Here is a 16,415-nt window from a genome sequence, read left to right as displayed (position 1 = left end):
AATTGGCGATGTCGGCAGTGTCCGACGGGTATGGAGCGGTTGCACTTGGCCGGCCGCTCGCGAAGCCAATGTCCTCACTTACGGTCAAGCTGCCTCAAAGTGGCCATCGGCGCCACCGGATGAGCACAAGCCTAGCCGTTTTGTCGCCACAACTGTCCTCGTAAATGCCGATGTGCGCCACCACACGGAGATGAGTCGATCAGATGCGGGTTCAGAAGGTCGGATCATCACGGATTTCCCCTCCCTCGCGCCGCTTCGGCACTGGCGGTGACGTCGCGACATCGTCCGATGCCCTGACCCTCAAGAATCGCGTCGGCCGCGACCATGGCAGCCGTCCCGCACTCACGCGCTCCGTTCTCGCGATGATGCTGGTGGCCGGCGGCCTCAGCGCCGTCGTCCTCAACGGCACCGGCACCAGCGGCTTCGGCGCCGTGGTGCAATCGGCTCAGGCGATGACCGAGCTGTCGATGCCCAAGCCCAGAATTCAGTCGGCGGTCCCGGCGGTCCTCGATGCGGCGCCCACCGTGCTCACGGCATCCTCGGCGTTTGCCGCCGTGCACGACCTCGATACCGAGATCGGCTCGAATGCGGTCGACCGGGTCTCCTACGATTATCTGCTCACCGAAAGCGCCGTCGGCGACCCAAACGACATCCTCGAATTCGGTCCGATGAAGATCCGGCGCCACCTCGTGCAGAAGATCGTCCGCGCGGCCCAGGCCGTCCAGACCGACCCTGTCCTGCTGATGGCGGTGGCCGACAAGGAATCGAGCTTCATCACCGAAGTTCAGGCCAAGACTTCCTCGGCGACCGGCCTGTTCCAGTTCATCGAGCGGACCTGGCTCGGCGTCGTACGCGATTTCGGACCGAAATACGGCCTAACGCAGGAGGCGGCCCTCGTGGTCTCCGGCGACAATGGCAAGCCCAGCGTCGCCGATGCCGCCGAGCGGACCCGCATCCTCGAATTGCGGCGCGACCCCTACCTCGCCGCCCTGATGGCGGGCGAGATGCTCAAGCGCGACGCGGCGCGAATCTCTCTGCGCATCGGCCGCGAACTCACCCTCGGCGAGGTCTACCTCGCACACTTCCTCGGACCGGACGATGCCGAGGAATTCCTCGCCAGCGTGGTCGACAAGCCGAAATCCGCCGCGGCACAGATGCTGCCGGGCCCGGCACGCGCCAACCGCACCATCTTCTTCGCGGCCCAGCGCGGTCGCCGCAAGGCCGCGAGCCTGTCGGTGGCCGAGGTCCACGAGAAGTTCGAGACGATGATGAGCACCCGCGGTGCCCGCTACCGCGATGTCCGCTCGCTCTCGGGCGTGATGGCATACGCCGACGCCTCGGCCGAGTAGGCGCGCGAGACCTTATTCCCCTCGCGATGCTCTTCCGTCGGCGGCATGGATCACCCGCCGTTCGGCCGCTCTTATCCCTTGCCCGCCCTCTTGTTACCCCTTGGGGCAACTGACGCCGAACTCCCGACGTTGAGCTTGCAGTCGCACATCTCGGTGCGGAGGCGGATTACGAAAGTCGGAGGGATGACGTGCTCGATCCAAAAGGCCCGTTGAAGGATCGGTCCCCCACACCGTTCAAGGCCGCTCCCGCCAAGCGCGCCGGTCACGATACGCTCGCGCCCAGCCTCGCCCTGGATCAGATCGGCGAAGCGCTCGCGTCCTTCTATGACGACCTGATCGCCGAGGGCATTCCCGAGAACTTGGCGGCCCTCGTTCGTCAGGTCCCTTCGCCGGAAGCGGCGACCGAGCCGGAGCCCGTCCTCTCGGCACCGGTTCGCAAGTCCGGTCGCCTCGCCCTGGTGGTGGAGGACGACGCGTCGACGCAAGGTCTGGCGGTCGCCCTTCTCGATGAGACCGAACTCGACACGATCGGTTGCGCTTCGGCGGAAGAGGCGCTCGCGGTGATGCGGGATCGGGGCGGCGACGTCGCCCTCGTTTTCGCCGATATCCAGCTCTCCGGCGTCATGGACGGCCTGCAGTTGGCGCGGGCCGTGGCCATGCTGTGGCCCACGGCCCGGATGGTCGTCACCTCTGGCCGGCGCGCCCCACGACCGGATACGCTTCCGGAGAGAGTGGTGTTCATCCCCAAACCCTGGCGACCGCAGGACGTTCTCGTTGAGGCCGAGCACGCCACCAGCAATCCTCCACCGGCCGTGCTCTGAACCTCGCTCCACCCGCGGGTTTTCGGCTGGAGCGGTACGCTCGTTCATCGAAAAACATTGCTGTCGAGCGGGCTCGCCGACCATTGCCCCGGCGATGATATCCAGGACAATGCTGCGCAGGCGTTGGGGGTAGAATCATGCTCCGCCCTGGAGTTGGGCGCACCTCTTGCATTGCATCGATCCAAGAGAGTGGTACCGACCGGTGCCGCGGAGCCCGTGAACGTGCCGATACTGACCGTCCGACACATCACCACGTACCGTTACCGCCAGCCCGTGGGGCTGGGCGAGCACCGCATCATGTTCCGGCCTCGCGACAGCTACGACCAGCGCCTGCTCGCCGCGACCTTGAAGATCACGCCGGAGCCCTCGTCGCTGCGCTGGCTTCACGACGTATTCGGCAATTGCGTCGCGGTGGCCACCTTCCAGGGACGGGCCTCGTCCCTTGTCTTCGATTGCTCGATCACCCTCGACCACACGCCTGAATTGGCGCCTGAATTCCCGATCGCGCCGCATGCGGCCTTCTACCCCTTCGGGTACGGCGCCGACGACATGCCCGATCTCAGCCGTTCCATCGAGCGCGAGCATCGCGACCCGAAAAACGAGGTCGATGCCTGGGCGCGCAGCTTCGTTCCGCCCGCCGGACGCGTCGGTACACAGGAATTGCTGGCCGAGATGACGCGCCACGTCCGGCGCAATTTCGCCTATCTCGCCCGCTCGGAAAAAGGCGTTCAGGATCCGGTCACCACCCTGCGCCTCAAGCGCGGAAGCTGCCGCGATTTCGCGGTGCTGATGATCGAGGCCGTGCGTGCCCTCGGAATGGCCGCCCGCTTCGTCTCCGGCTACCTCTACAACCCGCGCGGGGACCGCAACCGCCATGTGGGCGGCGGCTCGACCCATGCCTGGGTCCAGGTCTACCTGCCGGGCGCGGGCTGGATCGAGTTCGACCCCACCAACGGCATCGTCGGCAACCGCGACCTCATCCGCGTCGCCGTCGCGCGCGACCCGCGCCAGGCGGTGCCGTTGCACGGCTCCTTCTTCGGGTTTCCCGCGGACGATCTCGGCATGTCGGTGAGTGTCGAGGTCGACGAAGTCGAACCGAGTTCCATAGAGCAGCGCACACCGGATCCGATCCTCGTGCGTTGAAGACGATCACGCCCCTGTCGTCGGACGGCGACCGGGTTCAGACCAGACCTTTGCAGATATGGGGCCATTACGATGAAGATCAGAACTGGGTTCGACATCGCCTTCGAATCGGTTCAGCCGACGCCCATGATCCTCGAACTGAGCGTGCACCCATCACGCATGCCGGATGTGATGACCCCGCACGTCATCAGCTTCAATCCGCCCATCCCCTTCCAGGAATACCGGGACGTCTACGACAACATCTGCACCCGCATCGTCACGCCGGTCGGGCGTCTCGACATCTCGGCCGATTTCACTGTCTATGACACGGGAATGCCGGACGAATACGCTCCCTACGCACAGCAGATCGACGTCCAGAACCTTCCGAGCGACGTGCTGGTCTACCTCCTCGGCAGCCGCTACTGCGACACCGACAAGCTCTCGGAGACCGCCTGGTCGCTGTTCGGCGGAACGATGCCGGGCTGGTCGCGGGTCCAGGCCATCTGCGACTATGTCCATGACCGCATCCGTTTCGACTACATGCTGGCCGACGCCACGCGCACCGCGTGGGACGGCTTCATGCAGCGGCAGGGCGTGTGCCGCGATTTCGCGCATCTGGCCGTCGCCTTCTGCCGCTGCATGAACATTCCCGCGCGCTACTGCACCGGCTATCTCGGCGATATCTGCATCCCGCCCGTCCCCGACCCGATGGATTTCTCGGCCTGGTTCGAAGTCTATCTCGATGGGCGCTGGTACACGTTCGACGCGCGCCACAACACGCCGCGCATCGGCCGCATCGTCATGGCGCGGGGTCGCGATGCCACCGACGTCGCCATCACCACCAATTTCGGATACTCGCACCTCGCCCGTTTCGACGTGCATACCGACGAGGTGTACTGATTTTGGAAGCTCACGTTAACGAGACGTGAAATCTGCATCGGGGGGTGGAACCGCGGGCCTACGCTTACGCTTGTATAGCAAAGGTTACCGTACAGCCAAGGCATCCGACCATGAAGACGTTGGCGACCGCTTTTGCAGGCATCATGGGTGCTTGCATCCTTGCTTCCACCCCCGTTCTCGCCGCCTCCTCCTACGACCCGTTCGGAACGGGTGGCGACGATTACTACCCCGAGACCGAGTACGCTCAGCCCTCCTACGATCCCTATGGTTATCAGGGCACCGTCGGCCAAGGCGCTCAGGCCGCTCCGCAGGCCCAGGTCGCGCCAATCCCGCGCGAGGTCGTCGGCTTCAACGGCGCATATAAGCCGGGGACAATCGTCGTCTCGACCGCCGAGCGGCGTCTCTACTTCGTTTTGCCGAACGGCGAGGCCATTCGCTACGGCGTCGGTGTCGGCCGCCCGGGATTTACCTGGTCCGGCACCAAGACCGTCACCGCCAAGCGTGAGTGGCCGTCGTGGACCCCCCCGGCTGCGATGATCGCCCGTCGCCCCGACCTGCCGCGTTATATGGCCGGCGGCGTGGAGAACCCGCTTGGCGCCCGCGCCATGTATATCGGCAATACCGAGTACCGGATCCACGGCTCCAACGAGCCCGACACGATCGGTCAGGCTGTCTCCTCCGGCTGCATCCGGATGACCAACGACGATGTCACCGATCTCTACGAGCGCGTGAAGGTCGGCGCCAAGGTCGTCGTCCTGAACTGAATGACATCCGGCTCAAGATACAACGCCGCGTCATCGCAGGATGGCGCGGCGTTGGTCGTTGTCGGCTCGCTCCTTACGGAACGACGCGCCCCACCGCCGTCTGAGGTGAGCTGAAGGACGCTATCGGCATGTCGCAGAAACAGCGTGCGCCGAGCGGACGTGGCCCCGGCAGCGGACAGGAATAGGGCTGCAGGCCGGTAATGCCCGATTGGACCGCATCGCAGTTCAGACCCACGGCCCGGCGGGGCGGGGGTCCACGATCGTCGTAGTAATCCCGGCGCGGCGGCGGACGGTCATAGCCTTCGTCATAATATTGCGCGCTGGCGGCGCCAGCGGAAAGCGCACCGGCCAGAATGAGGGCCAACAGGCCGAAACGCTGGGCGGAGCGCGAAAAACCAGGTCGCATGGAGGATCGCCCTCTTCGACGAGCCCGAAATTCGGGCGGGGCGCCAGGGTTATGAGACCGGCCTTCGCGGTGCAAGCGCCGCGTCGCACGTCGTTCGCTGGAGCCGCCAGCGGGACGACGGCACCCGCGATTGCGCGCCGTTCAAAGAACCGTGAGGGAAGCCACCGGCAGCCACGCTTCCTGCTCGTCACCGTCGACGTCGCCATCCACGAACCAGCGGCACAGGGCCCTGTCACCCTCGATCGCAACGACGGTCATGGTCGCCTCGTTGTCGTCCGACCCCACGTAATCACCCGGCTTGACCGTCATCGATCCCCGCTCCTCCTGATCGCTGATGCCTGCACATCCTGAGCTTTGGTGACGTAAGGTGCTCAAGCAAGCCCCCCACACCGCCTGCACCGCCTCGGACATGGTTACCGGAACGATGCGGGAGCTTCTTAGGTCGTGCCGGCTGGCCTGAGAACCTGCCTCTGTCCGGATCGTTCTTGCTGCCATTTCATGGCTCGAGTCCGGGCAGGACTGGTACGTGTCAGGCTGGCCTGACCAGAAACCCGACGATCCGGCGGACAAGGGGCAGGACCAAGAGAAGCGTCGGGAACGCCACCACCCACGACAAAGCCCAGGCGGGCGGCCAATGCTCCAGGAAAGCCGCACCGGGCGCGAGGGTCTTGTAGGTGGCGATCGCCGAAACGATGAGCGTCATCAGCACCGAGAGCACCAGGGGCATGAGGAGCCCCTGGCTGCGCGGCGGCAGGCATCCGCGGAGGCGGAACGATTGCAGGTGGTTCATGATAACTCGACGTCTGGACCGCAATCCGGGGCAACACTGACACCGACCGGATGACGGATCGGAAAATGCGTTGCTTGACGTCAGACGCTTACGGCACGCGCTTGGCGCGGCGAAACTTGACTAGGACGGACTAACCGGGATCGTCAAGAGCCGAATATCGGGACGGTCGTCCGGTCCATCTTCAGACAAACAGCAAGGCCCGCCTCACCGTGCGGGCGGGGCGGGCCTCTCGCGTCGGACGGATCAGATCCGTCCTATCATGACAGGATCAGGAATTGGCGTTGCGAATGGCCTGCTCGGCATCGGCGCCGGCCTTGCGGGCGGCTTCGGTACCCTGTTCCATCGCCTTGCGGGTGTTCTCGGCGGTCTCCTGCAGAGCGGCCTTGGCCTTCTCGGCACCCTGCTGCATGGCGCTCTGCGCCAGGCCGCCGAACTCCTTGGCCTGGGCCTGGATCGCAGCGAACTGGCTGCGGACGAACTCGGCCTGATGCTGCATGGCTTCCTGCAGGTCGCGCGAGCGAACCAGCTTCTGGGCGAGGTCGAAGGCGGCATTCACGTTCTGCTCGGCGAACTCGAAGCCGCGGGCGGAGACGTCATGCGCACTGGTGCGGGCCGTGTCGGCCGAGCCCTGGACCGTGTCGGCGGTGCGACGAGCCGCACCGATGAAAGAATCGAAGGCCTTGCGGGCCTGATCAACGCTCTTCTCGGCAAAATCACGCATCTCAGCAGGCACTTCATAGTTCGGGGTGTTGCTCATGTCCGTCTCCTCTGAACTTGCTTGTTGATCGTTTGTTGTGCGCTGCACAATAACATATCGCCTGCCCTATGCCACCCTCGTGCATGGCATTAAGGATGACAAAAGGTAAACGCGCACCGGCAGCGCTTGGTGTCTATATCAGCGGCGCGTTGCGGGTAAAAAAGGGCGCGAATCACCGACATGCCAGGCGAAACGGGTACGGATGTTCGAAAAAAGGGCTGAAGAACCCACCTCCGGCACCGAACCGGACCTTGGCGTTCTCGTCAGACAATGGAGTGGTGATTCGCGGTTCGGGCTTCGCCTGAGCGCCCCGGACGCGGCTTGGCTCGTGCTGGACGGGACAGTGGAGCGGATCCTGCTGGCCTCGACGGCGGCGGATGGCCTCGGCAAGGCGATCGGCACCGACGAATCCGGCCGGGTCGACGGTGCGATTCGTCTGAGCGATCAGGTCCGCCCGCGCAGCCTGCCGTTGGATCGACCGACGTTGATGAAGCTGCGATTCGAGACGCGCCGCCTCGGAGCGGCCACGACATGCCTGGTGTTGCGGACGAAGGACAAGCCGGGGCGCAACCTCCTGATCGTGGCGCTCCTGGACCGATTGCCGAACCACCGCGCATCGCCGCAGAAGGCTGTCGAGGAGCCCGCCCCCTCACAGGCCGACGAGGCGTCAGCGGTCGCGGGTCTGATTCCGGCCGCAGAAGACTTGCCTTCGCCGCAGAACGCCCCGCCGGTGCAGACCGGCCGTCTGGTATGGCGCAGCGATGCCGACGACAGGCTCACCGACATTTCCGGCGCGGCCGCCACGTCGGTCAAGCCGGCGATGCTCGGCAGAACATGGTCCGCCTTGTCCCAGACCCGTACGCTGCTCGATGCGGAGGGGCTCCTGCTCGCCCTCGCCCAGCGCCGCACCTTTCGTGCGATATCCGTCACTCTGCAGCCCGACGGGGCGCCGGACGCGATGGACCTCGACATTTCCGGTACGCCGACCCGGCGCGCCGGCGAGGAGTTCGCCGGATTCAACGGCTTCGCCATGGTCCGCCCCTCGCCGTCTCCCTCGGCGCAGGACGCCGTCGTGAGCCCGGACGTTGCGGACGCTTCCCCCGACCAGGCTCCGGGAGACCGACCCGTCTCGGAGGTGGAAGGCGACGTCAGTGACATTGCCGATACCGCTGAGGCGACGGCCCCCGTCGGCGCGATACCCGAGGTGACAGGGTCGTTCGTTTCCTCCGGACTGCCGGCAACCGAGCCGGTGGTGCTCACCCCCGTCACCGAACCCTCGACCGGTCTCATGGCCAACGAGGCGAGCGCGGTGGTGGACGCGGCTGTCCCCCCTGCCCCGCTGCCGCTCATTCCGGAAGTCGATGCGCCGTTGGACCAGGCCGAGTCCGCCGCCGAGCCTTCGCCCGATGGGGAGAGCGGTTGGCCGACGCTCCAGGACCCTCACCTGTCCAGCCACGAGCATGCGGCATTTCGCGAGATCGCCCGTGCCCTGGGCGCGCGCTTTGCTGGCGATTCCGAATCCGATGAGCCGGTCACGACGGGAGACGAACGCCCGGCCAGTGGATCGGTGACCCCGTTCCCCACCGCGATGGCGCGCCATGCCGAACCGGCGGCGGAAGGCCCGAACGCCGCCGTGGCGGCGACGCTCGAACGCTTGCCCGGCGGCGTGATGGTCTATCGCGACGACAGCGTCCTGTTCGCCAATCGCCGCCTGCTGACCATGGCCGGGTTCGCCGATCTGGCCGAACTCACCGCGTCGGGTGGCCTCGACAGGCTGTTTAGAGGGCTCGTCCCTCACGAGCGATCGGCGGACGGGGCGCCCGCCCTCCTCACCACCAGGACCGGAGACCGCCTGAGCGTCGACATACAGGCGTCCGAACTGGACTGGGCCGGCGCGCCGGCCCAGCTGCTCCTCGTCCGCGATGCGGTGGCGGGGGAGCCGGCCCGCGAGCGCGCAGCGCTGCAGATCGCCGACGCCTTCGCCGGAGCCCGCGCCGCCGACGCGCAGGCCGTGCTCGACAGCTTGGAAGACGGCGTCGTCACCCTCGACCGGAATGCCCGGATCATCGGGCTGAACCGCAGCGCAGCGACGACGTTCGGTCTCGACCCGCGCGAGGTCGTCGGCGCCGGCATTCTCAGCCTGTTCGCGCCGGAGAGCGCCGTGGCCGTGCTCGCCAGCGTCCATGGCATCGCCGGCCCGGTACAGACGGCTCTGTCGCAACCGACACCGGATGTCATCGCCCGGGCCGCCACCGGCATGCTGCCGATGCTGATCCACGTGGCGCCTCTCGCTGGGCGGGACGATGGCCGCATGGTGATGACCGTCCGGGACGTGCGCGCCACCAGAAGCGTCGAGGCCGAATCGTCGAACGCCCGGCGCGCGGCGGAATACGCCAGCGCGCGCAAGTCGGATTTCCTCGCCCGGATCAGCCACGAGATCCGCACGCCGATGAACGGCATCCTCGGCTTTGCCGACATGATGCTGGCCGAACCGTTCGGCCCCATCGGCCATGAGCGCTACCGCGACTACCTCGGCGACATCCATGCCTCGGGCACCCACGTCCTCAGCCTCGTCAACGACCTGCTCGACCTCGCCAAGATCGAGGCCGGGCGCCTCGACCTGTCCTTCGAGGAAGTGCCCCTCAACGATGTCGTCACCCATTGCGTGGCGATGCTGCAGCCGCAGGCAATGCGCGACCGGATCGTCTTGCGCACGAGCTTCTCGCACGACCTGCCTCCCCTGGTCGCCGACGAGCGCTCGTTGCGGCAGGCCGCCCTCAACATCATCGCCAACGCCATCGCCTTCACCGAGGCCGGCGGTCAGGTCATCGTCTCCACCACCCTGGCGGATCGGGGCGAGATCGCCCTCCGGGTGCGCGACACCGGCATCGGGATGAGCCCCGACGAGGTCGAGACCGCCCTCGAACCGTTCCGGCAGGTCGCCGTGGCGGCCTCGCACAGGGGGCGGGCGGATGGGCGAAGCACCGGCACCGGCCTCGGCCTGCCGCTCACCAAGGCCCTGGTGGAGGCCAATCACGGAAGCTTCCGCATCGAGAGCCGGAAGGACGAGGGCACCCTGGTGGAAATGCTGTTCCCGCCCCAGGCGGCGGTCAGGACGGCCTGAGCGCCGCTGCTGGCGCGGGCTCGTCGCAGAGCCGGGCATCTGCCATCATCGCCCGGCCATGTGGCGTGCGTCGCTCCTGCGACGCGCGGCCTGCGGAGGACCGGGCCCGATGCACTCTCCATGACGCGACGCCTCTCGCCTCCGACGGCCATGACGGCCCTGATCCTGGCGTTCTGTCTGCCGGCCGGAGCCGCCGAGCCCGTCCGCATGACCCTCCTCACCAACCGCACGGGCCCCGGCGCCGCCATCGGCGCGCGGGTCGCCAATGGCGTTCACGATTACCTGGAGATGCTGAACCAGCGCGACGGCGGGATCGGCGGCGTACCGTTGCAGCTGGAGGAGTGCGAGGTTGCATCGGAGGTCGAACGCGCCCGCGCCTGCTACGCCGCCGCGCGGGCGGCCGGAACGGTCCTGATCACGACACCGGACCGGGGCATCACCCAGGATCTGCTGGCACCGGCCGCGCGTGACCGGATCCCGCTCCTGTCCCTCGCCGACGGCTTCCCGGCCGGAACGCGCGGCGACCTGCTGCCATGGGTGTTCAACCCCTCCGCCACCGTACTCGGCGGCATCACCATCGCGATCCGGTATCTCGCCGACCGGCTGGGCGGCCTGTCCGAACTGCAGGGCCTCTCCATCGGCCTCGTCTACAGCCATGCGGGCGCCGACCCGTCCGCCCTCGCCATCCTGCAGGAACTCGGCGCCCGCTACGGGTTTTCGACGCCGCTCTTCGCCGATGACGAGACCGAGGCCGGCAACGCCGCCCTGTGGACACGCATCGCCGCCGCGCGCCCGGACCATGTCATCCTCCTGGGCCAAGGCGCGCGGAGCGGCGCTTCCGTCGAAGAGGCCCTGAAGGTCGACGTCCCGCCCGACCGGATGATCGCCCTGCGCTGGCCCGACCAGGACGGCATCCGCCGCACCGGGTCGGCGAGCCGCGGCTTCAAGGAAGTGAGCCGCCATGCTTTCGGCGATGCTTTCCCCGCCTTCGATGCCATCGACACCTTCGTCGCCGATCGTGGATTGTCCTCGACGCCGAAAGACGGTTCGGGCGAGACCCATTACAACCGGGGCGTCTACAACGCGGTCCTCGCCGCCGAAGCCATCGCGGAGGCCCAGAGAGCACGGCGCGGCGCGCCCTTGCGTGGTGAAGACGTGCGCCTCGCCTTCGAGGGCCTCTCGATCGACGATAGCCGCTGGAAAGGGCTCGGACTGGCGGGCTTCGCCCATTCGATCACCTTCACCTGCCGCGATCACGGCGGCCGACCTTCCGGCTTCGTGCAGGTCTGGGGCGGCGCCAAATGGCTCCGGGCGGCCGAGGGGGTCGCGCAGATGAACGATCTGGTGGATGCCCGCCTCGATGCGGTGGTGGCCGACTTCCGCATCGTCAACCCGACGCTGCCGGCCCGCACCGAGCCTTGCGGGTCGCCTCCCTGACACGATGCGGGCTCGCATCCGCGCCCCGACACGGTCTTTCCCGGTGCCGCCTCGCGGCGGGAAGCAACCCCGGCGCACTCCATCCGTTCTTCCGCAACACTGCCAAACACATGGAGAAGCGCGATGCGAACAACCCTGAGACTTCTGGCTGCCGGCCTTTTCATGACCGGAGCAACCGGCGTCCTGGCCCAGACGGCCGGCACTTCGACGACCGGGCAGAACATCGACTCGGCCGGCGCCTTCCGCAACATCACCCCCACCGGCGTCACCAAGCCTCCCGGCGCCGCAGCCGCACCCGACACGCCGGTGAAGCCTGACGACAAAGGCAAGCGGCCCAAATCGGAAGGTTCGGGGATTAAGGGGATCTGTATCGGCTGCAACTGACCTGCAGGCCACCGATGGCAAGGAGTATTCCCCCAATTGGGGGGTGCCGGCGCTGTTGGATCACGCCCCTTCGCGCTTGCGGTAAATCTGCTCCTGCGCATAAGAACAAGGTGGAAGTCCCGGCTGCGCGGTTTTCGCGATACGATCGGGCACCAGCAGGGAAAACGTCATGGACGAGAAGGTGGTCGACGTCCGCGCGGCCTGGATCGACGGCGCGCATGTGGACGATGCCGGATATCAGGCGATGTACAAGGCCTCGGTCGACGATCCGACCGCGTTCTGGGACGAGCACGGCAAGCGGATCGACTGGTCGACGCCGTACTCCACCGTGAAGAACACGAGCTTCGCTCCGGGCAACGTCTCGATCAAATGGTTCGAGGACGGCAAGACCAACGTCGCCTATAATTGCATCGACCGCCACCTCGCCATCCGCGGCGACCAGGTGGCGATCATCTGGGAAGGCGACGACCCGAACGAATCCAAGCACATCACCTACCGCCAGCTTCATTCGGAAGTCTGCCGGATGGCGAACGTGTTGCGCAACCGCGGCGTCGGCAAGGGTGACCGCGTCACCCTCTACCTGCCGATGATCCCGGAAGCCGCCTATGCCATGCTGGCCTGCGCCCGGCTCGGCGCGATCCATTCCATCGTCTTCGGGGGCTTCTCGCCGGATTCCCTGGCCGGCCGCATCGAAGGTTGCGCCTCCAAGCTCGTCATCACCGCCGACGAGGGTCTGCGCGGCGGGCGCAAGGTCGCGCTGAAGGCCAATGTCGACGCCGCCATCGCGCGGCTCGGCAAGGATGCGGTGGACCATGTGGTCGTCGTACGCCGCACCGGCAGCGCCGTTCCGATGGAACCCGGCCGGGACGTCTATTACGACGAAGCCGCCGGTCAGGTCACCGACGAATGCCCGGCCCTGGCCGTGGAAGCGGAGCACCCGCTCTTCATCCTCTACACCTCCGGCTCCACGGGCCAGCCCAAGGGCGTGGTCCACACCACCGGCGGCTATCTCGTCTATGCCTCGATGACGCATCAATACGTCTTCGATTACCGCGAGGGCGAGGTCTACTGGTGCACGGCCGATGTGGGCTGGGTCACCGGCCACAGCTACATCGTCTACGGGCCGCTCGCCAACGGCGCCACGACCCTGATGTTCGAGGGCATCCCGACCTACCCGTCGACTTCGCGGTTCTGGGACGTGGTGGACAAGCACAAGGTCAACATCTTCTACACCGCCCCCACGGCGATCCGCTCGCTCATGGGCGGCGGCGAGGGCCCGGTGAAGAAGACCTCGCGGGCCTCTCTCCGCGTCCTTGGCTCGGTGGGCGAGCCGATCAACCCGGAAGCCTGGGACTGGTACTACCGCGTGGTCGGCGACAGCCGTTGCCCCATCGTCGATACCTGGTGGCAGACCGAGACCGGCGGCATCCTCATCACCCCGCTTCCCGGCGCCACCAAGCTGAAGCCAGGCTCCGCCACACGCCCGTTCTTTGGGGTGCAGCCGCTGATCGTCGATGCCGAGGGCAAGGAACTCGACGGTCCCTGCGAGGGCAACCTCTGCATCAAGGACTCCTGGCCGGGCCAGATGCGCACGGTCTACGGCGACCACGAGCGGTTCGAGCAGACTTACTTCTCCACCTACCCGAACCTCTACTTCACCGGTGACGGCTGCCGTCGGGACGCGGACGCATATTACTGGATCACCGGTCGCGTCGACGATGTCATCAACGTCTCGGGCCACCGCATGGGCACGGCAGAGGTCGAATCCTCCCTCGTCGCCCATCCGAAGGTGTCGGAAGCGGCCGTCGTCGGCTACCCGCATTCCATGAAGGGACAGGGCATCTACGCCTACGTCACCCTGATGGAGGGCGAGGACGGCTCGGACGAGCTGCGCAAGGAGCTGGTGGCCTGGGTCCGCAAGGATATCGGCCCCATCGCCTCACCGGACCTGATCCAGTTCGCCCCCGGCCTGCCCAAGACCCGCTCCGGCAAGATCATGCGCCGCATCCTGCGCAAGATCGCCGAGGACGAGTTCTCATCGCTGGGCGACACCTCGACGCTCGCCGAGCCGGCCGTGGTCGACGACCTGATCGAGAACCGGCAGAACCGCGCGTCCTGATCGCCGAACTCCCGCAACGAAGCGGCGCATCTCGAGAGAGGTGCGCCGGTCGCGTCCTGGCCGGATCCCGAGCCGTCGCTGCCGCTCGCCCTGACGAAATCGTGACCGTGCGGCGCTTGCGCAGACGCGCCTCGGGACACGAGACAAGGTCGGCAGCATTAAACGCGCTCGCCCCTCCATCTCTACAGTATTCGTCGAGACCGAGACCCCGTTCAGAAGGGTCGACGCTTCAGGGAAAGTAACGCCATGTCCGATATCGAGACTGCGCGGATTGCGCAGAACCCGCGGTTCAAGGAGCTCGTGCACGAACGCACCCGCTTCGGCTGGACGCTGACCATCCTGATGCTGCTGGTTTATTTCGGCTTCATCGGCCTCATCGCCTTCGACAAGTCCCTGCTCGCCTTGAAGATCGGGAGCGCCACCACCTCCCTTGGCCTGATCCTCGGCGTCGCCGTGATCATCTTCGCCTTCATTCTCACCGGCATCTACGTCCAGCGCGCCAACGGCCGTTTCGACGAACTGACCGCCGCGCTCAAGCGGGACCTCGGCCGATGATCCGCTCAGCGCACCCGATCGCCCTCGGCTCCACCCTCGCGGTCATTCTGGCGGGAGCCGCCTATGCGGCCGGCCCGGATATCGGCGCCGTCACGAAAGCCCAAACGAACTGGCCGGCCATCGGCATGTTCGCGTTCTTCGTGCTCTTCACCCTCGGCATCACCTACAAGGCGGCCAAGGGCACCAAATCGGCCTCGGACTTCTATGCCGCCGGCGGCGGCATCTCGGCCGGCACCAACTCGCTGGCGATTGCCGGCGACTACATGTCGGCCGCCTCGTTCCTCGGCATTTCTGGCCTCGTCTACACCTCCGGTTTCGACGGACTGATCTACTCCACCGGCTTCCTCGTGGGCTGGCCGATCGTGCTGTTCCTGATCGCCGAGCGCCTGCGCAACCTTGGCAAGTTCACCTTCGCCGACGTGGCCTCCTTCCGCCTCGACCAGACCTCGATCCGCATCATCTCGGCGGTGGGTACCCTCGTCGTGGTGGCGTTCTACCTGATCGCCCAGATGGTGGGCGCGGGTAAGCTGATCCAGCTCCTGTTCGGGCTCGAGTACCTCTACGCCGTGGTCATCGTCGGCGTGCTGATGATCGTCTACGTCGCCTTCGGCGGCATGAAGGCGACCACCTGGGTCCAGGTCATCAAGGCCTGCCTGCTGCTGGGCGGCGCCACCTTCATGGCCGGCGCGGTCCTCTACAAATACGGCTTCAATCCCGAGGCCCTGTTCTCGGCCGCCGTCGCCACGCACCCGAAGGGCGACGCCATCATGGCACCGGGCGGCCTCGTCTCGAACCCGATCGAGGCGATTTCCCTCGGCGTCGGCCTGATGTTCGGCACCGCCGGCCTGCCGCACATCCTGATGCGGTTCTTCACGGTCTCCGACGCCCAGGCCGCCCGCAAGTCGGTGTTCTACGCCACCGGCCTGATCGGCTACTTCTACATCCTCACCTTCATCATCGGCTTCGGCGGCATCGCCCTGCTGATGTCCGACCCGGCCTATTTCAAGCTCGATCCGGCCGGCGCCTTCGACAAGCTCAAGGGCATGGTCGGCGGCACCAACATGGTCGCGGTGAACCTCGCCAATGCCGTGGGCGGACCGTACTTCCTCGGCTTCATCTCGGCGGTGGCCTTCGCCACCATCCTCGCGGTGGTGGCCGGCCTGACCCTCGCGGGCGCATCGGCCGTGAGCCACGACCTCTACGCCAGCGTCATCGCCCGCGGGCGCACCAACGAGGCCTCCGAGGTCCGGCTCTCGAAGCTCTCAGCGGTCGTCATCGGCATCGTGGCGATCTATCTCGGCTACGTCTTCGAGAACCAGAACGTCGCCTTCATGGTGGGCCTCGCCTTCTCTGTGGCGGCGAGCTGCAACTTCCCGATCCTCACCATGTCGATCCTGTGGCGGGGCACGACCACCTGGGGCGCCCTCATCGGCGGCTTCGTCGGCCTCTTCGCGGCGGTCGGCATGGTGATCCTGTCGAAGGCGGTGTGGGTGACGACCTTCGGCAATCCGGTGGCGATCTTCCCCTACGACAACCCGGCCCTGTTCTCGATGCCGCTCGCCTTCCTCACGATCTACGTCGTGTCGAAGCTCGACAACACGGCCCGGGCCAAGCGCGAGCGCGCCTTGTTCGACCAGCAGTTCGTGCGCTCCGAGACCGGGATCGGCGCGTCCGGCGCCCACGCTCACTGAACGATATCAAAACCAGTCTTCGGACCTTGAGAGGGCGCGGCGCGAGCCGCGCCCTTTCTCGTTCGAAGTACCGGGTGCCGCGAGGAAGCCTGCTGCGGGCGAAAAAGCGACGCCCGCACACAAAAACGTGAGTATCCAGCCCCTCTGCCGCGTTTTCACTCTTGGGCGAAATCATGGCGTGGGGTAGCGTCGTGTG

The 16,415-nt window shown here is 66.5% G+C and carries 15 protein-coding genes; 11 read left to right on the top strand and 4 right to left on the bottom strand.

Features of this window, described 5'->3' with window-relative positions; all coding sequences use genetic code 11:
• Positions 1-203 precede the first annotated feature (203 nt).
• The 5 genes from FPV16_RS01190 to FPV16_RS01170 all read left to right on the top strand — a co-directional run bounded on the left by FPV16_RS01190 (position 204) and on the right by FPV16_RS01170 (position 4,956).
• Positions 204-1,349, top strand: a complete 1,146-nt coding sequence (locus FPV16_RS01190; RefSeq protein WP_227435490.1) for a transglycosylase SLT domain-containing protein — start codon at positions 204-206, stop codon at positions 1,347-1,349.
• A 209-nt stretch (positions 1,350-1,558) separates the two neighbouring features.
• Positions 1,559-2,170 carry a response regulator gene (locus tag FPV16_RS01185; RefSeq protein WP_227435552.1) on the top strand — a complete coding sequence of 204 codons (612 nt, stop codon included), beginning with the start codon at positions 1,559-1,561 and terminating at the stop codon, positions 2,168-2,170.
• A gap of 222 nt (positions 2,171-2,392) precedes the next feature.
• Entirely contained in the window at positions 2,393-3,313 is a 921-nt protein-coding gene (locus FPV16_RS01180; RefSeq protein WP_227435488.1) for a transglutaminase family protein, read from the top strand.
• Positions 3,314-3,385: 72 nt separating this feature from the next.
• The gene (locus FPV16_RS01175) at positions 3,386-4,192 is read left to right on the top strand and encodes a transglutaminase-like domain-containing protein (RefSeq protein ID WP_227435486.1); all 807 of its coding nucleotides are present in this window, start codon (positions 3,386-3,388) and stop codon (positions 4,190-4,192) included.
• A 110-nt stretch (positions 4,193-4,302) separates the two neighbouring features.
• Positions 4,303-4,956, top strand: a complete 654-nt coding sequence (locus FPV16_RS01170; RefSeq protein WP_227435484.1) for a L,D-transpeptidase — start codon at positions 4,303-4,305, stop codon at positions 4,954-4,956.
• 73 nt (positions 4,957-5,029) lie between these two features.
• Here the strand turns inward: FPV16_RS01170 and FPV16_RS01165 are convergent, their stop codons facing one another.
• The 4 genes from FPV16_RS01165 to FPV16_RS01150 all read right to left on the bottom strand — a co-directional run bounded on the left by FPV16_RS01165 (position 5,030) and on the right by FPV16_RS01150 (position 6,909).
• The gene (locus FPV16_RS01165; RefSeq protein ID WP_227435482.1) at positions 5,030-5,362 is read right to left on the bottom strand and encodes a hypothetical protein; all 333 of its coding nucleotides are present in this window, start codon (positions 5,360-5,362) and stop codon (positions 5,030-5,032) included.
• Between the two features lie 141 nt (positions 5,363-5,503).
• Entirely contained in the window at positions 5,504-5,671 is a 168-nt protein-coding gene (locus FPV16_RS01160) for a hypothetical protein (RefSeq protein ID WP_227435480.1), read from the bottom strand.
• 220 nt (positions 5,672-5,891) lie between these two features.
• The gene (locus FPV16_RS01155; protein WP_227435478.1) at positions 5,892-6,152 is read right to left on the bottom strand and encodes a DUF2798 domain-containing protein; all 261 of its coding nucleotides are present in this window, start codon (positions 6,150-6,152) and stop codon (positions 5,892-5,894) included.
• A 268-nt stretch (positions 6,153-6,420) separates the two neighbouring features.
• Positions 6,421-6,909 carry a phasin gene (locus FPV16_RS01150; protein WP_227435476.1) on the bottom strand — a complete coding sequence of 163 codons (489 nt, stop codon included), beginning with the start codon at positions 6,907-6,909 and terminating at the stop codon, positions 6,421-6,423.
• Between the two features lie 202 nt (positions 6,910-7,111).
• Between FPV16_RS01150 and FPV16_RS01145 the strand changes: the two genes are divergently transcribed.
• The 6 genes from FPV16_RS01145 (at position 7,112) to FPV16_RS01120 (ending at position 16,219) form a co-directional block, all read left to right on the top strand.
• Positions 7,112-10,033, top strand: a complete 2,922-nt coding sequence (locus FPV16_RS01145) for an ATP-binding protein (protein WP_227435475.1) — start codon at positions 7,112-7,114, stop codon at positions 10,031-10,033.
• A 120-nt stretch (positions 10,034-10,153) separates the two neighbouring features.
• The gene (locus tag FPV16_RS01140; protein WP_227435473.1) at positions 10,154-11,470 is read left to right on the top strand and encodes an ABC transporter substrate-binding protein; all 1,317 of its coding nucleotides are present in this window, start codon (positions 10,154-10,156) and stop codon (positions 11,468-11,470) included.
• A gap of 123 nt (positions 11,471-11,593) precedes the next feature.
• A complete protein-coding gene (locus FPV16_RS01135; RefSeq protein ID WP_227435471.1) occupies positions 11,594-11,854 on the top strand; it encodes a hypothetical protein in 261 nt (86 codons plus the stop codon).
• A gap of 169 nt (positions 11,855-12,023) precedes the next feature.
• Positions 12,024-13,973, top strand: coding sequence for an acetate--CoA ligase (acs, locus tag FPV16_RS01130; protein ID WP_227435469.1), 1,950 nt, complete (start codon positions 12,024-12,026; stop codon positions 13,971-13,973).
• A 246-nt stretch (positions 13,974-14,219) separates the two neighbouring features.
• Complete coding sequence (locus FPV16_RS01125; protein WP_227435466.1) at positions 14,220-14,528, top strand: DUF485 domain-containing protein; 309 nt, start codon at positions 14,220-14,222, stop codon at positions 14,526-14,528.
• Positions 14,525-16,219: a cation acetate symporter gene (locus tag FPV16_RS01120; RefSeq protein ID WP_227435464.1), complete on the top strand. Its 1,695-nt coding sequence runs from the start codon at positions 14,525-14,527 to the stop codon at positions 16,217-16,219. Before FPV16_RS01125 ends, FPV16_RS01120 begins: the two co-directional genes overlap by 4 nt.
• Positions 16,220-16,415: the final 196 nt, after the last annotated feature.

The organism is Methylobacterium sp. W2 (genome assembly GCF_020662345.1).
Classification (GTDB): Bacteria; Pseudomonadota; Alphaproteobacteria; order Rhizobiales; family Beijerinckiaceae; genus Methylobacterium.
The sequence above is the reverse complement of the archived record's forward strand: the minus strand, read 5'-3'. Positions and strand labels throughout refer to the sequence as shown.